At 64.1% G+C, this 15,640-nt stretch carries 15 protein-coding genes and 3 tRNA genes; 10 read left to right on the forward strand and 8 right to left on the reverse strand.

Annotation, left to right across the window (positions count from 1 at the left end):
- Window positions 1–14: 14 nt before the first annotated feature.
- From minE to minC, 3 genes are all read right to left on the reverse strand, one after another.
- Complete coding sequence (gene minE / locus QZ471_RS13665; protein ID WP_059232354.1) at window positions 15–269, reverse strand: cell division topological specificity factor MinE; 255 nt, start codon at window positions 267–269, stop codon at window positions 15–17.
- Window positions 266–1,084 (reverse strand): septum site-determining protein MinD, encoded by an 819-nt coding sequence (minD, locus tag QZ471_RS13670; protein ID WP_295464561.1) that lies wholly within the window; start codon window positions 1,082–1,084, stop codon window positions 266–268. Before minD ends, minE begins: the two co-directional genes overlap by 4 nt.
- 133 nt (window positions 1,085–1,217) lie before the next feature.
- Window positions 1,218–1,964 carry a septum site-determining protein MinC gene (gene minC / locus QZ471_RS13675; RefSeq protein WP_295464562.1) on the reverse strand — a complete coding sequence of 249 codons (747 nt, stop codon included), beginning with the start codon at window positions 1,962–1,964 and terminating at the stop codon, window positions 1,218–1,220.
- A gap of 151 nt (window positions 1,965–2,115) precedes the next feature.
- Between minC and QZ471_RS13680 the strand changes: the two genes are divergently transcribed.
- Complete coding sequence (locus tag QZ471_RS13680) at window positions 2,116–3,051, forward strand: lipid A biosynthesis lauroyl acyltransferase (protein ID WP_295464565.1); 936 nt, start codon at window positions 2,116–2,118, stop codon at window positions 3,049–3,051.
- On the forward strand, window positions 3,052–4,188 hold the full coding sequence (locus QZ471_RS13685) for a patatin-like phospholipase family protein (RefSeq protein ID WP_295464567.1): 1,137 nt from the start codon (window positions 3,052–3,054) through the stop codon (window positions 4,186–4,188).
- 3 nt (window positions 4,189–4,191) lie between these two features.
- On the opposite strand, the gene QZ471_RS13690 is transcribed toward QZ471_RS13685, so the two are convergent.
- Window positions 4,192–4,929, reverse strand: coding sequence for a VacJ family lipoprotein (locus QZ471_RS13690; protein ID WP_295464722.1), 738 nt, complete (start codon window positions 4,927–4,929; stop codon window positions 4,192–4,194).
- Window positions 4,930–5,005: 76 nt separating this feature from the next.
- Window positions 5,006–6,316, reverse strand: coding sequence for a serine/threonine protein kinase (locus QZ471_RS13695; RefSeq protein ID WP_295464569.1), 1,311 nt, complete (start codon window positions 6,314–6,316; stop codon window positions 5,006–5,008).
- Between the two features lie 263 nt (window positions 6,317–6,579).
- Here QZ471_RS13695 and QZ471_RS13700 point away from each other — a divergent pair, with 263 nt between their 5' ends.
- Window positions 6,580–7,431: a glycine betaine ABC transporter substrate-binding protein gene (locus QZ471_RS13700; RefSeq protein ID WP_295464571.1), complete on the forward strand. Its 852-nt coding sequence runs from the start codon at window positions 6,580–6,582 to the stop codon at window positions 7,429–7,431.
- A 49-nt stretch (window positions 7,432–7,480) separates the two neighbouring features.
- On the opposite strand, the gene folD is transcribed toward QZ471_RS13700, so the two are convergent.
- Window positions 7,481–8,335 (reverse strand): bifunctional methylenetetrahydrofolate dehydrogenase/methenyltetrahydrofolate cyclohydrolase FolD, encoded by an 855-nt coding sequence (folD, locus tag QZ471_RS13705; protein ID WP_059232362.1) that lies wholly within the window; start codon window positions 8,333–8,335, stop codon window positions 7,481–7,483.
- 247 nt (window positions 8,336–8,582) lie between these two features.
- Between folD and QZ471_RS13710 the strand changes: the two genes are divergently transcribed.
- The 3 genes from QZ471_RS13710 to QZ471_RS13720 all read left to right on the forward strand — a co-directional run bounded on the left by QZ471_RS13710 (window position 8,583) and on the right by QZ471_RS13720 (window position 8,905).
- Window positions 8,583–8,659 (forward strand) — tRNA-Arg (locus QZ471_RS13710).
- Window positions 8,660–8,694: 35 nt separating this feature from the next.
- Window positions 8,695–8,770: transfer RNA gene (locus QZ471_RS13715), tRNA-His, on the forward strand.
- A 50-nt stretch (window positions 8,771–8,820) separates the two neighbouring features.
- Window positions 8,821–8,905: transfer RNA gene (locus QZ471_RS13720), tRNA-Leu, on the forward strand.
- Window positions 8,906–9,120: 215 nt separating this feature from the next.
- Here QZ471_RS13720 and QZ471_RS13725 read toward each other — a convergent pair.
- Together QZ471_RS13725 and QZ471_RS13730 are read right to left on the reverse strand one after the other, a co-directional pair.
- Window positions 9,121–9,321: a hypothetical protein gene (locus QZ471_RS13725; protein WP_295464573.1), complete on the reverse strand. Its 201-nt coding sequence runs from the start codon at window positions 9,319–9,321 to the stop codon at window positions 9,121–9,123.
- Between the two features lie 376 nt (window positions 9,322–9,697).
- Window positions 9,698–9,901 carry a hypothetical protein gene (locus QZ471_RS13730; RefSeq protein WP_295464575.1) on the reverse strand — a complete coding sequence of 68 codons (204 nt, stop codon included), beginning with the start codon at window positions 9,899–9,901 and terminating at the stop codon, window positions 9,698–9,700.
- Window positions 9,902–10,068: 167 nt separating this feature from the next.
- Between QZ471_RS13730 and QZ471_RS13735 the strand changes: the two genes are divergently transcribed.
- The 4 genes from QZ471_RS13735 to QZ471_RS13750 all read left to right on the forward strand — a co-directional run bounded on the left by QZ471_RS13735 (window position 10,069) and on the right by QZ471_RS13750 (window position 15,519).
- Window positions 10,069–10,431: a hypothetical protein gene (locus QZ471_RS13735; RefSeq protein ID WP_295464577.1), complete on the forward strand. Its 363-nt coding sequence runs from the start codon at window positions 10,069–10,071 to the stop codon at window positions 10,429–10,431.
- A gap of 201 nt (window positions 10,432–10,632) precedes the next feature.
- Entirely contained in the window at window positions 10,633–11,418 is a 786-nt protein-coding gene (locus QZ471_RS13740; RefSeq protein WP_295464579.1) for a sulfite exporter TauE/SafE family protein, read from the forward strand.
- Between the two features lie 142 nt (window positions 11,419–11,560).
- Entirely contained in the window at window positions 11,561–14,038 is a 2,478-nt protein-coding gene (locus QZ471_RS13745; RefSeq protein WP_295464581.1) for a PAS domain-containing methyl-accepting chemotaxis protein, read from the forward strand.
- Entirely contained in the window at window positions 14,035–15,519 is a 1,485-nt protein-coding gene (locus QZ471_RS13750) for a chemotaxis protein CheW (RefSeq protein WP_295464583.1), read from the forward strand. Before QZ471_RS13745 ends, QZ471_RS13750 begins: the two co-directional genes overlap by 4 nt.
- The last annotated feature ends 121 nt before the right edge of the window (window positions 15,520–15,640 follow it).

A 15,640-nucleotide genomic window follows, 5' to 3' on the forward strand; every position in this document is an offset into this window, starting at 1 on the left:
CTGCTTCGCTCGCCTTAGCGGTCGGGCAGGGTGATGTTGAGTTCCAGGATGGAGCAACTGCCCTGGTTCTCCAGTTCCACCTGGATCTGGTCCTGCTCGATCGGCACGTACTTGCGGATGACCTCCAGCAGGTCCTTCTGCAGCTGCGGCAGGTAGTCCGGCTGGGCGTGGCGACCGCGCTCGTGGGCGACGATGATCTGTAGCCGTTCCTTGGCTATCGAAGCGCTGTTCTGCTTCTTCCGATCGCGAAAGAAGTCGAAGATGTTCATTCGCTACCACCTCCGAACAGACGTTGCAGGAAGCCTTTCTTCTTCACGTCGAGGAAGCGGTAGGCCACTTCCTTGCCGAGCAGTCGCTCCACGGTATCACTGTAGGCCTGACCGGCGTCGCTCTGTTCGTCGAGAATCACCGGAATACCCTGGTTCGATGCCTTGAGCACCGCCTGGGATTCGGGGATCACGCCTAGCAGGCGAATGGACAGGATCTCTTCCACGTCCTCGACGCCGAGCATCTCGCCCTTGGTGACGCGCTCGGGGTTGTAGCGGGTCAGCAGCAGGTGCTCCTTGATGGCTTCCTCGCCCTTTTCGGCGCGGCGCGACTTGCTGGCCAGCAGGCCGAGCATGCGGTCGGAGTCACGCACCGAGGACACCTCGGGGTTGGTGACGACGATGGCCTCATCGGCGAAATACATCGCCAGGTGGGCGCCTTTCTCGATGCCGGCGGGGGAGTCGCAGACGATGAAATCGAAGGTCTGCTTGAGTTCGTTGATCACGCGCTCGACGCCGTCCTGGGTCAGGGCGTCCTTGTCGCGGGTCTGGCTGGCGGCCAGCACGAACAGGTTTTCGAGACGCTTGTCCTTGATCAGGGCCTGGGTCAGGGTGGCTTCGTTGTTGATCACGTTGACGAAGTCATACACCACTCGGCGCTCGCACCCCATGATCAGGTCGAGGTTACGCAGACCGACGTCGAAGTCGACGATGACGGTCTTGTGTCCGCGCAGGGCGAGACCGGTACCGATGGCGGCGCTGCTGGTGGTCTTGCCGACGCCGCCCTTGCCGGAGGTGACTACGAGTACTTTGGCCAAACTGATTCACCTTGATCGAAAGTAATAACTGAAGCGACTCGACGCCCTCGATGACGAGATTGCAGGCGTTTCGCGCTTCGTTCGAGCGTTGGCGGCGCATCCGCCAAGTGCGAAAAATTCGCGGAAGTATCCGTTAAAGGCGGGTGATGTTCAACACATCTCCCACCAGACTGACCTGCACCGGATTGCCCCACTGTGGGTGGCGTCGCAGGTCTTCGGCCACCTTGTACTGGCCGGCGATGGACAGCAGTTCGGCGGTCAGCTGCTGGCAGAAGATGCGCGCTTTGGTATCACCTTTGACGCCAGCCAGGGCGCGTCCGCGCATCGGGCCATAGACGTGGATGTTGCCATCGGCGAGCAGCTCGGCGCCCGGACTGACCGGCGCCAGCACCACCAGGTCGCCTGCGGGGGCGTACAGCTGTACCCCGCCACGCACGGGGGCGGTGATGATCTTGGTCGGATTGATGGTCGGTGCCGGCGGCTTGGGTGGCTCCACCGGCTTGGCCGGTTCGCGGTCGCGCGGTTCGATCTGGCGTTCGCGGCCGCCGGCACTGGGCGGCAGGATCGGCAGGTCGTATTCGTTGGCCGCCGCCAGATCCTCGCTGCGACTGGCGCGCAGGGCGAGGGTCCGCAGACCGTGCCGGCGGCAGAGGTCGAGGAGGGCGCCGAGGTCGAGTTGACCTTCGTCCTCGCCCAGCTTGTCCAGCGCCAGCACCAGTGGCGTTTCCTGGAAGAAGTTCGGCGCCTGGGCGACCTTCTGGGTCAGTTGCCGGTCCAGGCGCCCCAGGTCATTGCGGAGAAGCTCCAGGACGGTCACGGCGAGCATGTTGCCCTTGAGCTGGAAGACGGAGTCGCTATCGGAAGGGTCGGCTGCGGTCATGGTGGGTACTTGTGCTTGGATGGCGGGACTTATAACGGGATGCCCCGCGTGTCGCAACCCTCGCCGGGCGAAGGGGGTTCTGACTGTGAAGGCTACGGGAAAACTGCACGAGGCCTGTAGAATGGCGCGACTTTTTCATGCAGGAGTTCCGATGCAGCGGCCGTCTTTCCGCCCAGCCTTCCTCAATCCCCGCTACTGGCCGCTCTGGCTGGGCCTGGGCCTGCTCTGGCTGCTGGTGCAGTTGCCCTATGCCGTCCTGTTGCGTTTGGCCGACGCCCTGGGCTGGGTGTTCTACCGGGTCGCCGGCCAGCGCCGGGCGATCGCCCGGCGCAATCTGGAACTCTGCTTTCCGCAGTTGGATGACCAGGCGCGTGATCGCCTGCTGCGGCGCAATTTCGCCAGCAGCGCCATGGCATTGCTGGAGATGGCCATGAGCTGGTGGTGGCCGCGCCAACGTCTGGCCCGGCTGGCCCATATCGAGGGGCTGGAGCACCTGCAGGCCGCCCAGCGCGAGGGGCAGGGCGTGATCCTCATGGCGCTGCACTTCACCACTCTGGAGATTGGCGCTGCGCTGCTCGGCCAGCGCCACACCATCGATGGCATGTATCGCCAGCACAAGAATCCGGTGTTCGACTTCATCCAGCGGCGCGGACGCGAGCGCCACAACCTGGATGCCACCGCCATCGAGCGCGAGGATGTGCGCGCCATGCTCAAGGTGCTGCGCGCCGGGCGGGCCATCTGGTACGCGCCGGACCAGGACTACGGCGCCAAGCAGAGCCTGTTCGTGCCGCTGTTCGGCATTCCCGCGGCCACCGTCACCGCGACCACCAAGTTCGCCCGCCTGGGCCGTGCGCGGGTACTGCCTTTCACCCAGGAGCGCCTGGCGGATGGCTCCGGCTATCGGCTGGTCATCCATCCGCCGCTGGCGGATTTCCCGGGCGAGAGCGAGGAGGCCGACTGCCTGCGCATCAACCAGTGGGTCGAGCGCTGCGTCAGCGCCTTGCCGGAGCAATACCTCTGGGCACACCGGCGCTTCAAGACGCGTCCGCCGGGCGAGCCTAAGCTCTATCCCAAGAAGAGGCGCTAGATGAGCGGATCGCCCGAGCAGCGCACGGGACTCATCCTGGCCGGTGGCGGGGCTCGCGGGGCCTATCAGGTCGGGGTGTTGCAGACCGTGGCGGCAACCCTGCGCGTTCCCGCGCACAATCCTTTTCCTATCCTGGTCGGGACCTCGGCGGGCGCGCTCAATGCGGCGGTGCTCGGCTGCGGCGCGCTGGACTTCGGGCGCGCGGTGCAGCGCCTGGCGGCGGTATGGTCGGGCCTGGAGACCGGGATGATCTATCGCAGCGACTGGCTCGGAGCGACGCGCCAGGCAACGCGCTTCGGTCTGCAGACGCTCTTCGGAGCCTGGCGCCAGGAACCCCTGGCGCTGCTCGACAACACGCCGCTGCGGGCCTTGCTGACGCGGGAGCTGGATTTCTCCGGCATCACCGCGGCCTTGCGTCATCGGGCGCTGCGGGCGGTGGCCGTGAGTGCCTTCGGCTACGCCTCGGGGCAGGCGATGACTTTCTATCAGAGTCAGGGCGCGCTCGATCCCTGGTTCCGGCATCGGCGGGTAGGCGTGCCGGCCCGTTTGGCGGTGGATCATCTGATGGCCAGTACCGCCATTCCGCTATTCTTCCCGCCGGTGAAGATCGGGCGCGAATACCTGGGCGACGGTTCGGTACGGCAGACCGCGCCCATCAGTCCGGCCTTGCACCTGGGGGCGGATCGCATCCTGGTGATCGGCTTGGGGGCGCCGGGAGGCAACGAACGCGGCGTGCAGGGCAGGCCACCCAGCGTGGCGCAGATCGGTGGTCATCTGCTCAACAGCACCTTCGTCGATGCCCTGGACAGCGACACCGAGACGCTGCGGCGCCTCAATCTGCTGAGCAATGCCTTGCCGGTGGGGGATCCGGTGACCGGGCGCCTGTGTCGACCGGTCGAGATGCTGGTGATCTCACCGAGCGAGCCGCTCGGCGATCTGGCCGCCCGGCATCGTAAGCGCATGCCGCCGGCTCTGCGGCAACTGTTGCGGGGTGTCGGGGTGAATCGGCCGTCAGGCAGCGCCCTGCTGAGCTACCTGCTGTTCGAGTCCGCCTATTGCCAGGAGCTCATGGCGCTGGGCCGGGCCGATGCCCAGGCCCGGTTGCCGGAGCTCCGGGCCTTCCTGGGCGATGCCTGAGCCTCACTCGGCGATCTGCAGTTCACGCGCCTTGGTGTAGAAATAGCGGATCTTCTCGTACTCGAAGGGTGAGTTGAGCTGGCCGTATCTCATGTCGGTCACGTATCTGAGGTTGATGCCACGCAGCAGGATGATCTCCGGGTGGCGGCTGCTCTCGTCGCTGACGTTGAGGAAGTTCACCTGGCTCTCCGCGGCGAAGTCCACCGCCAAACCGCCTGTGTCGCGCAGGTTCGACGGACCCAGGATCGGCAGCATCAGGTAGGGGCCGTTGCCGACGCCATAGAAGCCCAGGGTCTGGCCGAAGTCTTCCGGCTGTTTTATCAGCCCCATCTTGGTCGCCGGATCCCATAGGCCGAACACGCCCACGGTGGTGTTCAGCAACAGGCGGCCGGTGGTATCGAGGGCGCGACGGCCCTTGAACTGCAGCAGGCTGTTGAGCAGGTTGTTGACGTCGCCCAGGTTGCTGAAGAAGTTGCTCACGCCCGAGCGGACGAAATGCGGCGTGATCCAGCGGTAGCCATTGACGACGGGCAGCAGCACCCATTCGTCCAGGCGATAGTTGAAGTGATAGACGTAGCGGTTCCAGGATTCGAACGGATCATAGATATCCAGGGCCACCAGCGAGGCCCGTTCGAATTCGCGCTGGTCCAGGCCCGGGTTGTACTTGAGCGTGGACAACGGGTTGGTAAAACCATCGGCCCCCACTGGCGCGGCGGGCATGGTGGCGGAACCTATGGTCAGGGTCGAGGAAGGCGGCGGGCTCGATTCGGCGGCGAAGGTCGAGGCGCTGGCCAGCAGGAGTAGAGCGAGCAGGGACTTAACCACGGGCGAAGAACTCCAGCATGGCGTTGGCATTGACGCGGTAGTTGAGATTGCCGCAATGACCGCCGTGGGGATAGACGGTCAGACGGTCGCCGAAGGTCTTGCGCAGAAAGCCGAGGTCGCCGGGACCGAGGATGATGTCGTCGGCATTGTGCATGACGCCGATCTTGTCGCTGTCCTTCAGGTAGTCCTCCAGGGCGGTAAGGCTGGACTTGCGCGCCAGGTCGTCGAGGTTCTGTCCCTTGAAGTTCTTCTGCCAGAACGGCATCACCTGCTCGGTCATGTAGCAATCGAAGTCGCACTGCAGCGAGCGGGCGAAGAAGCGCGTCAGGCTGGTGCCTTCGTTGATAGGGTAGGTGGGCGGCGTAATCAGCCCGCGCCGGTTGATCAGGTCGGAGGTGAAGGCGATGTCCGCCGCCGAGAAGCGGAAGGACGAGCCGATCAGCATCGCCAGCTCTTCGTTGCTCAGGCGTTCCGGCGAGCGCTGGAAGTCGCGGACCACGGCGTCGTTGAAGTCGACGTAGCCTTTGTCACGGAAGTAGCGAGTCAGCTTGGCCAGGATGAGTTCGTAGAAGGTGCGATTGTTGGTGACGCCCTTCACCTCGGTCTGTACCAGGCGATCAAGGTTGCGCACCGAGGTCAGCAGGTTGACCGGCGGATTGACCATCAGCACCTTCTTGAAGTTGAAGCTGCGCTGGGTCTCGTCGAGATAGGAGACGAAAGCGGCGTCCAGGCCGCCCAGGCTGTAGCCGGTCAGGAAGTACTCGGTGATGGGTAGCTTGGGATGCTGGGCGCGGACCGCCTGCATCGCCCGATAGAGATCTTCGGCGTCTTGCGGGGTATAGCCCGGCGTGGCGGTGCGCGAGACCGACGCCATGAAGTCCCAACTGGTGGGCGACGACAGTTGCACGACGTGGTAGCCAGCCGCGTAGTAGAGCCGCTTGAGGTATTCCTGGGTGCTGGAGGAATAGTTGGCGCCGGTGCCCGCGATGAGGAAGATCAAGGGGGCAGGATGATCCTGGCGGGCGAGCCGGTAGTGGAACTTCTTCACCGGCCAGAAGTTGCCAGGGAGTTGGTGCTCGCGCTCAGGCCTCAGGTTGATGCTGTAGTCGTCCTGATCGATGGTGCTTTCCGGCGGCAACTCGGGGCGGAGCTTTTCCGGGGTGGTGACGATGGTGGCTTCGAAGGGGTTCACCAGCGGATAGCCGTAGGTGGCGGCATCCACTTCGTTCGCCGCATGCGCGGTACCGTAGAGGCCGGAAAGCAGCGCGCCCAGCAGGGCGGCGACGCGCAGGGGAAGACGCATGGACAGAGTCCTTTCAGAGGGCTGAGAGCGTTAGTAAGACAACGGGCCGGCGATAGGTTGCATCGACGTGCGCAGCTTTTCGCGAGGCGTCGATTACAGAGTGGTCTGGACGTGGCGTCAAGCGACATCCGCTGTCGTGGAAAGTGCGGCTGTTGTCGTTAACCGGTCGCTATGCGTCGTGCAGATGGTAGTGCCCAGCTTGCGTAAGTCGAATCATTGGTGTGGGGCGATCGCCCGGAATTCCACTGCGAGAGGACTGCTGCATGAGCATGGTGAAGAAACTGTTAGGGATGGGACTGGGTGTCGCGCTGACCACGGCCATGAGCCTGGCCCAGGCGGCCAAGCCGGAAATCACCATCGGCTACGTCGATGGCTGGGCCGATAGCGTGGCCACGACCCACACCGCAGCTGAAGTGATCCGCCAGAATCTGGGATACGAAGTCAAGCTCATGCCGGTGGCCGCGGGCATCATGTGGCAGGGTGTCGCTCGCGGTAAGCTCGACGCCATGCTTTCCGCCTGGTTGCCGGTCACCCACGGTGCCTACTACGACAAGATGAAAGACCAGGTGGTCGATCTGAACGTCAACACCCCCGATGCCAAGATCGGCCTGATCGTCCCCGAGTATGTCAAGGCCAACTCCATCGCCGATCTGCAAGGGATGAAGGACGACTTCGGTGGCCGCATCGTCGGTATCGATGCCGGTGCCGGCGTTATGCTCAAGGCCGACCAGGCGATCAAGGACTACGGTCTGGACTACAAGCTGGTGGCCAGTTCGGGTAGCGGCATGATCGCCGAACTGACCCGCGCCGAGAAAGACCAGAAGCCGGTAGTGGTGACGGGCTGGGTGCCGCACTGGATGTTCGCCAAGTGGAAGCTGAAGTTCCTCGAAGATCCCAAGGGTGTGTTCGGCGGTTCCGAGCACGTGGATACCGTCGTCAACCCCGCCCTGGAAGCCAAGGCCAAGCCGGTCTGGGACTTCCTGAAGAAATTCGCCTGGCAGCCGGGCGAAGTGAACGAGGTGATGCTGGCGGTGGAAGAGGGCAAGAAGCCGGAAGAGGCTGCCAAGGCCTGGATCGCCGCGCATCCGGATCGCGTGAAGTCCTGGCTGCCCTGATCGGCAGAGAAATGAAAAACGGGCCCTGTGGGCCCGTTTTTTGTTGGTGTCAGCCGTGCAGTTGCTCGGCGGCGTAGAGGGTGTTCTCCAGCAGGCAGGCGCGGGTCATGGGGCCGACCCCGCCCGGTACCGGGGTGATCCAGCTGGCGCGCTCGCGAGCGCTTTCGTATTCCACGTCTCCCACCAGCCGGCCATCGGCCTGACGATTGATGCCGACATCGATGACGATGGCACCGGGCTTGATCCATTCGCCCTTGACCAGCCCCGGCTTGCCGACGGCGACCACCACCAGGTCCGCCTGGCGCACATGATGTTCGAGCGAACGGGTGAATCTATGGGTGACCGTCGCGGTGCAGCCGGCCAGCAGCAGTTCTAGCGCCATGGGGCGACCGACGATGTTGGACGCGCCGACGACCACGGCATCCAGGCCATAGAGATCGACCCCGGTGCTGTGCAGCAGGGTCATGATGCCCTTGGGCGTGCAGGGGCGCAGTTGGGGGTTGCGTTGCGCCAGGCGCCCCAGGTTGTAGGGGTGGAAACCGTCCACGTCCTTGTCAGTGCGGATACGCTCCAGCAGCGGCGTGGCATCCAGGTGTGCGGGCAGGGGCAGTTGCAGCAGGATGCCGTCCACGCTGGTGTCGTCGTTGAGACGATCGATGAGGGCTTCCAGGTCTTCCTGGCGAGCGGTGGCCGGCAGGTCATGGGCATAGGAGTCGAAGCCGACCTCCTCGCAATCCTTGCGCTTGTGCGCCACATAGACCCGTGAGGCCGGATCGTCGCCGACCAGGATGACGGCGAGACCTGGGGCGCGCAGTCCGGCGCTACGACGTTGAGAGACTCGCTGGGCAATATCCTGGCGCAGGCGGGCGGCAATGGACTTGCCGTCGATCAGTTGGGCGGTCATGGGCGATTTCTGGGGTGACAGGAAAAAGGTCGCGTATTTTCGCATGGACGGGCCTGCTGGCAACAGCGACCGCTCAGCAGCGGCTAACTCATTCTTCTGCTTAAAATTTTTTTAGAAATTTGTTGACGGGCAGGCGGGAGCTTTATAACATGCGCCCCGCTTGCCGAGCACAGCCCAAGTCACTGACGAAGGGCAAAGCCAGAGGCTTCACACCAATGAAGTCTCGGCCAGGGCAGCTGCCGAACAGGCGCCCGTAGCTCAGCTGGATAGAGCATCCGCCTTCTAAGCGGATGGTCGCAGGTTCGAGTCCTGCCGGGCGCGCCATTGGCGGTTCGGCGACGGCAAGCAAAAGCGATATGGTGGGCGTAGCTCAGTTGGTAGAGCACAGGATTGTGGCTCCTGGTGTCGTGGGTTCGATTCCCATCGTCCACCCCATATTCTGCGAACGCCAGACCTCGTGTCTGGCGTTCGTCTTTAAGCGTCTCGCGGACGTGGTGGAATTGGTAGACACACCAGATTTAGGTTCTGGCGCCGCAAGGTGTGAGAGTTCGAGTCTCTCCGTCCGCACCAATCAAAGATGCACTCCAAAAGAACCGGCCTAGCGCCGGTTTTTTTGTGCCTGAGATTCGCCCGGAGCGGACTGTCATCCCCGGCTTGTCGAGGGGAGCCGGCTCCCGTGGTTCATTGTGGTCCTGTCGTGAGTCACCCAGGATGTCCGACAAGCGGTCAGGCGAGGCTCGGGCTCGGCGTTTCGTCGAGGCTATCCGGCGCCGACTTCGGCGTGGCTAATAAAGATGCTGGAGTAGCGGATTGAAGATGGCGCCAAGGTAGGTGAGCGACAAGCCGAGCAGCAGCGTGTTGAGGGTCCTTTCCGAATGAACCTGCGGAGGGCGGTCCTGGCTGCGCGGCGCAATGCGGGATGTCGTCGAAGGTATCAGGCCTCGACCATCGAACAGGGTGATCGAGCGGGTGAGCTGGGTTCGCATGGTTCGATTCTCCAGGCGTCGGCGCTTCTTGTTATTCGAATAGCCCCAGAGTAACGCCCGGGACGGTTATTGCAAATAATCGAAGCGACCTTCCGACGCCTGGATGGACGCCGATTATCCGAGACGCAGGTCATTACCCTGGCGTCGGAATGGGGCGTCTACCCGAGGATTCAGCCCAGCAGGAAGAAGGCACCGCCGATGACGCCGCTGCTGAACAGGATCAGGCTCATCAGGGTGCCACCGACCACCTGGGCGATGTCGTCACTGATTTCGTAATCCGCTTTCATACCGAACTCCAGGGAGGTGAACAGCCCCAAGCTAGCAGCCGTTAGTTACAGCGAAACGACGTGCAGGTACGAAACGGCCGGCGATCTTTTCAGTTGGTCGCCCAACGTAACCAGAGCGCCTGTTCTTCGCTGAGCTGCCCCACCTCGCGCAGGGCCCTTTCCAGATCCTCGCGGACGCGGCGCTTCAATTCGGCGTTCAGGTCTGGCTCGCCGGCTTCCGCGAGGCGGTCGGCGAGCGACAGATCCGCCGCGAGCTGGCGCAGGCGTGGATCGGTGAAGTCCTTCTGCGGCATGAGTCCCTCCTGTCCCCTTTGACCTCCGAGTGTGGCATGCGGCAACCAGGCTGAATACGGCTGAAAAAGTATTGTATGACTTCTTCGGAAGAACCTTTCGGTCGCTCGTGGTCTCAATCGATTCGGATATGAGCGACTGGAATCGAGCAGTAGGGACGATGATGACCATGAGTGGGAATTCGACGCGCAAGCTGTTGCTGTTGAGTCTGGGATTCGGTGTGCTGGTCGTGGCGGCGGTGCTGACCACGCACAGGAGCGATTCCACCGGTAGCGAGCCCGCGGTGGTGGCGACTACCGCTCCACCGGTCGCCGCCCATGCCCCGACGACGGGAACCCATCCGGTCGCCGAGGAGCACAAGCAGGACCTGTCGACCTTTCTTGCCCTGGCGACTCTGACGCCCTGTGGTACGCCGCTACCGAAGAGCGTCACCGAGGCTGCCTGCCGGGATGCCGTGGAGGCCCATGCCCGCCGAGCGGGGTATGGTCAGGACGAGATCGATGCCTATCTCGCTGCTCATCGCGCACCCTGATGGCGATGAGCCTGCAGTTTGCCGCCGCTGCGTGAACCTCACCTCGCCTGAACCGGCAGCGGTAATCGCACCCGGCGCTTGGGCGTAGCCAGCGCCTAATGAAAAGTTATAAGCAAAGACCTTTTCAATATATGCTGGCATAACCCTAGTGGTTATGCTGTGCGGCCTCTGAATGAGCCGACAACGGCAATCGGGACGGTAATGGAAGTAGGTGTACTAGGCTTCGTCATCGCGGGGCTGGTAGTAGGGTTCATCGTCGGCATGACGGGTGTGGGCGGTGGCTCCCTGATGACGCCGATCCTGCTCTGGTTCGGCATCAATCCCGCTGCGGCGGTGGGCACCGATCTGCTGTACGCGGCCATCACCAAGGCGGGCGGGGTCTGGGTTCACCAGCGTAATCGCAACATCGACTGGTCGGTGACCGGTTGGCTGGCCGCGGGCAGTGTGCCGACCGCGGCCCTGACCCTGGGCGCCCTCGCGCTGCTGCCGGGCGACCAGCACGCCACCAATGCGCTCATCAAGCATGCCCTGGGCATCGTGCTGTTGCTGACGGCCAGCGCCATCCTCTTCAAGAAGCAGATATTCGCCTTCGCCAGCCGCCACGCCGGTGATGGCTTCCATCTGAGCGCCGGGCGTCTGAATGGGCTGACGGTGCTCACCGGTGCCGTGCTGGGCTTCATGGTTACCCTTACCTCCATCGGCGCCGGTGCCCTGGGGACGGTGGCGCTGTTCATGCTCTATCCGCTGCTGGCTACCCGTCGCCTGGTGGGCACCGAGATCGCCCATGCGGTACCCCTGACCCTGGTGGCCGGGCTGGGCCATGCCGGCCTGGGCAATCTGGATTGGCACGTGCTGGGCTTCCTGCTGCTCGGCTCGCTGCCGGGCATCTTTCTCGGCAGTCATCTGTCCGGGCGGGTACCGGATGGGGTGCTCAGGCCTTGCCTGGCTGTCATGCTGATGGTCATAGGGGCCAAGCTGGTGGTCTGACGCGACGCCGTGCATCTGGTGACCATTCGTCGGCTGCCGCACTTGGATGAGCAAAAATTAAAGCTTCGGTGATGGCTCTTTGCTCAATTTGTTATCGCAATTGCCGATAGCCTGGGCACAAGAACTCTCTTTGGAGCTGCCCATGACCACTACCGCTGCCGAGCCTTCCGCCGTCGATGTAGCTTCCGCCTATCAGGCTCTGCGCCAGGCCCTGGATAGATCTCTGGCCATCATCGAGTTCGATCTTGAGGGAACGGTGCTGCACGCCAACGACAACTTCCTGCAGACCTTCGGCTACGCCCTGGACGAGGTACGTGGCCGTCACCATCGGTTGTTCTGTCCGCCAGAGGTGTTGGAGAGGGGCGATTACCAGAGCTTCTGGGAGACGCTGGGACGGGGCGAATTCCACAGCGGCGTCTACCGCCGCCAGCGCAAGGACGGTCGCGTGGTGTGGATCCGTGCGACCTACAATCCGCTGCTCGACGCGGAGGGGCGGCCGGTGCGCATCATCAAGTTCGCCACCGACATCACCGAGAGTCGCCTGCAGGCGGTTGAGTACGAAGGCAAGATCGCCGCCATCCATAGATCCCAGGCGGTGATCGAATTCGACCTGCAGGGCAACGTGCTCTGGGCCAACGATAATTTCCTCGGCATGACTGGCTACGCCTTGGAAGAGCTGCGCGGTCGCCATCACAGTCTCATGTGTCCAGCCGACTACGCGCGGTCGGCGGACTACGCCCTGCTGTGGAATCGGCTGGGCCAGGGGAAATTCGACTCTGGCGTGTACAAGCGCATCCGCCGTGATGGCCGACCGATCTGGATCCAGGCGACCTACAACCCCATTCTCGATGTCGACGGTAAACCCTACAAGGTGGTCAAGTTCGCCACCGACGTGACCGATGCGCAACTGCAGGCGGCCGAGTTCCAGGGCAAGATGGCGGCCATCGACCGCGCCCAGGCGGTGATCGAGTTCGATCTGCACGGCAACATCCTCGACGCCAACGAGAACTTCCTGACCGCGCTCGGCTACAGCCTGGAAGAGGTGCGGGGCAAGCACCACCGGATCTTCTGCGAGCCGGACTATGCCCGCTCGCCAGGCTATCGGCTGTTCTGGGAAAAGCTCGGGCGTGGCGATTTCGATACTGGGTTGTACAAGAGACGCGCCAGCGATGGCCGCCAGATCTGGATCCAGGCGACCTACAACCCCATCCTCGATGCCGAGGGGCATCCCTACAAGGTGGTGAAGTTCGCCAGCGACGTGACCGAGAGCCAGCTGCGCAACAGCGATTACGAGGGGAAGGTGGCGGCCATCGACAGGTCCCAGGCGATCGCCGAGTTTTCCCTTGACGGCACGGTACTCACCGCCAACCGCAATTTCCTCCTGGCCCTGGGCTACCAGGCCGACGAGGTGGTGGGCAAGCACCACCGGATTTTCTGCTCCGATGACTACGCCCGCTCGGCAGAATACCGGCTGTTCTGGGACAAACTGGCGCGGGGCGAATTCGACGCCGGGGTGTACAAGAGACGCAATAGCCGCGGCGAGGAGATCTGGATCCAGGCCACCTACAATCCGATCTTCGACGCCGACGGCAAGCCGTGCAAGGTGGTGAAGTTCGCCGTGGACATCACCGAAAGCCAGATCCGCAACAGCGATTACGCCGGCAAGGTGGCGGCCATCGACCGGGGCCAGGCGGTGATCGAGTTCGACCTCACCGGCAAGATCCTCGACGCCAACCGCAATTTCCTGGCGACCCTCGGCTATCGCCTGGAGGAAATCCGCCATCAGCATCACCGTATTTTCTGCGAGGACGAGTACGTCGCTTCGGGCGAGTACCGCGACTTCTGGGCGCGGCTGGCGCAGGGCGAGGTATTCGGTGGCCGCTTCATGCGGCTGAGCAAGTTCGGCCAGCGGATCTGGATCCAGGCGACCTACAACCCGATCTTCGATGCCGAGGGCCAGGTCTACAAGGTGGTGAAATTCGCCACCGACATCACCCGTCAGGTCGAGATGGAGCAGCACGTACGGCAGAAGATCGAGCAGATGAATCTGTCGCTGCATGCCTTGACCCGTTCGATCAACCAGATCGCCGAGACCACCGACGAAGCCAATCGCATCGCCCGCCGCACCCTGGAGGAGGCGGAGCGCGGTTCGCTGACATTGAACCGCTCGCTCGAGGCCATGGACACCATAGGCACCACCGCGGGTGGCATTCAGGACATTGTCCAGGTGATCAGCGACATCGCCAACCAGACCAACATGCTGGCCTTCAACGCCGCCATCGAGGCCGCGCGGGCCGGGGAGCATGGCCTGGGCTTCTCGGTAGTGGCCGACGAGGTGCGCAAGCTGGCGGAGAAGTCGTCCCAGGCGACCAAGGAGATCAACAAGCTGATCCTGGACTCGGTGAAGAGCATCGCCCAGGGCAGCGAGATCTCGCGCAGTGTCGGGGAAGCCTTTGGCCTGATCGCCGAAGGCATGGGCAAGACCCAGCAGTCCATCGAGGCGATCAATGGCTCCACGGCGCTGCAGCTGGACGATGCGGCGCGGGTGAATCAGCTGATCCAGGAGCTGGATGCGGCGACCACTGCGGCGAGCCCGACGCTATCGGGAGGGCGTTCGTGAGTCTGGCCCAGGGCGTGGTCCGGATCGGCGAGCTGGAGGTCGCCGTGCCCGCCCTGGCACTGGAACGGGTGGTGTCCTGGCCGGAGCGCCTGACCGCCCATCCCAGTCCTGCGCCCTGGTTGCTCGGCCTGTTCGAGCTGAGCGGCCGGCCGCTGCCCTTGGTGGATGGCCATCGGCTGTTGGGATTGCCGCCGCCGGACACGCCGCGCCGGGTCGCGGTGATCCACCATGGCGGCGGTCGCTTCGGCTTGAGTGTCGATGGCGTGGTGGACGTGCTGCGGCTGGCAGAAGAGCTGATCGATCGCCTGCAGGGCCCGGCTGGCCGCTTGCTGGGAAGAATCCACCTCGACCCAGGCAGTGGACGGCTGGTGCATCTGCTCGACCTGGATGCCCTGGTCGCGCTGCCGGATTTCGAGCTCAGTAGCGAATCGCCGCGGGACCGGCGGGACCGGCGGGAACTGGCCGGGGCCGGCAGTGGCCAGGAGCGGCTCTATTTGCTGTTCGAATGCGATGGCCGCCGCCTGTGCCTGGATGCGGCGGTGGTGCAGGAACTGGTAGACCGGCCGCAGCTGAGCCCCAGCGAATTCGCCAGCGACTGCTGTCGCCAGGAGGTCGAGCTGCGCGGCCAGCGGTTGCCGGTGCTGGAACTGTGCGAGCTGTTGGGGCTGGCCGGCTCGGCGCCGAGGCAGCGCCAGCAGTTGCTGGTGCTGGTGGCCGGGGAGCAAGGGGAGTACCGCGTGGCCTTCGGTTTCGACCGGTTGCTCGGCATGTGGCGGCGTGACCCGGCGCATTGCGCGCCACTGCTCGGCTTCGGTCTGCAGCAGCCGGAGTTGCTGCGCGGGATCTTCACCGATCAGCAGGGCGAGGCCGCGGTGGTGATCGATCACCTGGCACTCGGGCGTCTGCAGGCCACGCTGGCCTATGCGCGTATCTACAGGACCGACCGTAATCTGCTGGTCGAGCAGCGCAGCCAGGCTCGTCGCCAGCCCTGCCTGACGTTCCTCGCCGGGTTGGCGTTCGCCGTGCCGCTGGAGCAGGTGGCCGAGGTGTTGCCGCTGCCCGTGCACTACCTGCGCCTGGGGCAGCCCGATCCCCGGCTGCTGGGCATGATGGAGGTTCGCGGCCAGCAGATCACCCTGATCTGCCTGCGGACCCTGGCGGGCGAGCAGGCCGTCGAGACCCGGAGTAGCGACCAGGTGATCGTGGTCGCGGGACAGCACCGGCGGCTGGGTTTCGTCGTCGAGCGGGTGGAAGCCATCGACACCTTCACCGGCCTGCGCGAGGACGCCCTGGCGCGCAGCTGGCAACCGGCCCTCGAAGGCGGCTTGGCGCCGGCGCTGCGTGCACAGAGTTGGGTCGGTGTCGGCGCGCAGGGCAACAGCCGCCAGGCGACCCTGATCGACCTGTCCGGCCTGGCGCGCCGCCTCGAAGCGGGGACGCGGCCGCCCGTAACCTGCCCAACGGCCGCCACCCATGCTTGACCGCTGGTCGGTTCGCTGAACGGTAGTCAGGGGCGCTTTTCCCAGCCGTGCACGGCGACCAACAACTTCCAACCGAGATGATGGGTGCAGGCTAGAGCCGCTGCGGTTTGGCGGCGGAGTG

The organism is uncultured Pseudomonas sp. (assembly GCF_913774235.1).
Classification (GTDB): domain Bacteria; phylum Pseudomonadota; class Gammaproteobacteria; order Pseudomonadales; family Pseudomonadaceae; genus Chryseomonas.

Bases quoted from the DNA above. Each gene is read 5' to 3' on its own strand.
- QZ471_RS13745 (WP_295464581.1), top strand. From the start codon at position 11,561: ATGACCACTACCGCTGCCGAGCCTTCCGCCGTCGATGTAGCTTCCGCC.
- minC (WP_295464562.1), bottom strand. From the start codon at position 1,964: ATGACCGCAGCCGACCCTTCCGATAGCGACTCCGTCTTCCAGCTCAAG.
- QZ471_RS13735 (WP_295464577.1), top strand. From the start codon at position 10,069: ATGAGTGGGAATTCGACGCGCAAGCTGTTGCTGTTGAGTCTGGGATTC.
- minE (WP_059232354.1), bottom strand. From the start codon at position 269: ATGAACATCTTCGACTTCTTTCGCGATCGGAAGAAGCAGAACAGCGCT.
- QZ471_RS13730 (WP_295464575.1), bottom strand. From the start codon at position 9,901: ATGCCGCAGAAGGACTTCACCGATCCACGCCTGCGCCAGCTCGCGGCG.
- QZ471_RS13680 (WP_295464565.1), top strand. From the start codon at position 2,116: ATGCAGCGGCCGTCTTTCCGCCCAGCCTTCCTCAATCCCCGCTACTGG.
- QZ471_RS13685 (WP_295464567.1), top strand. From the start codon at position 3,052: ATGAGCGGATCGCCCGAGCAGCGCACGGGACTCATCCTGGCCGGTGGC.
- QZ471_RS13725 (WP_295464573.1), bottom strand. From the start codon at position 9,321: ATGCGAACCCAGCTCACCCGCTCGATCACCCTGTTCGATGGTCGAGGC.
- QZ471_RS13700 (WP_295464571.1), top strand. From the start codon at position 6,580: ATGAGCATGGTGAAGAAACTGTTAGGGATGGGACTGGGTGTCGCGCTG.
- folD (WP_059232362.1), bottom strand. From the start codon at position 8,335: ATGACCGCCCAACTGATCGACGGCAAGTCCATTGCCGCCCGCCTGCGC.
- QZ471_RS13695 (WP_295464569.1), bottom strand. From the start codon at position 6,316: ATGCGTCTTCCCCTGCGCGTCGCCGCCCTGCTGGGCGCGCTGCTTTCC.
- QZ471_RS13740 (WP_295464579.1), top strand. From the start codon at position 10,633: ATGGAAGTAGGTGTACTAGGCTTCGTCATCGCGGGGCTGGTAGTAGGG.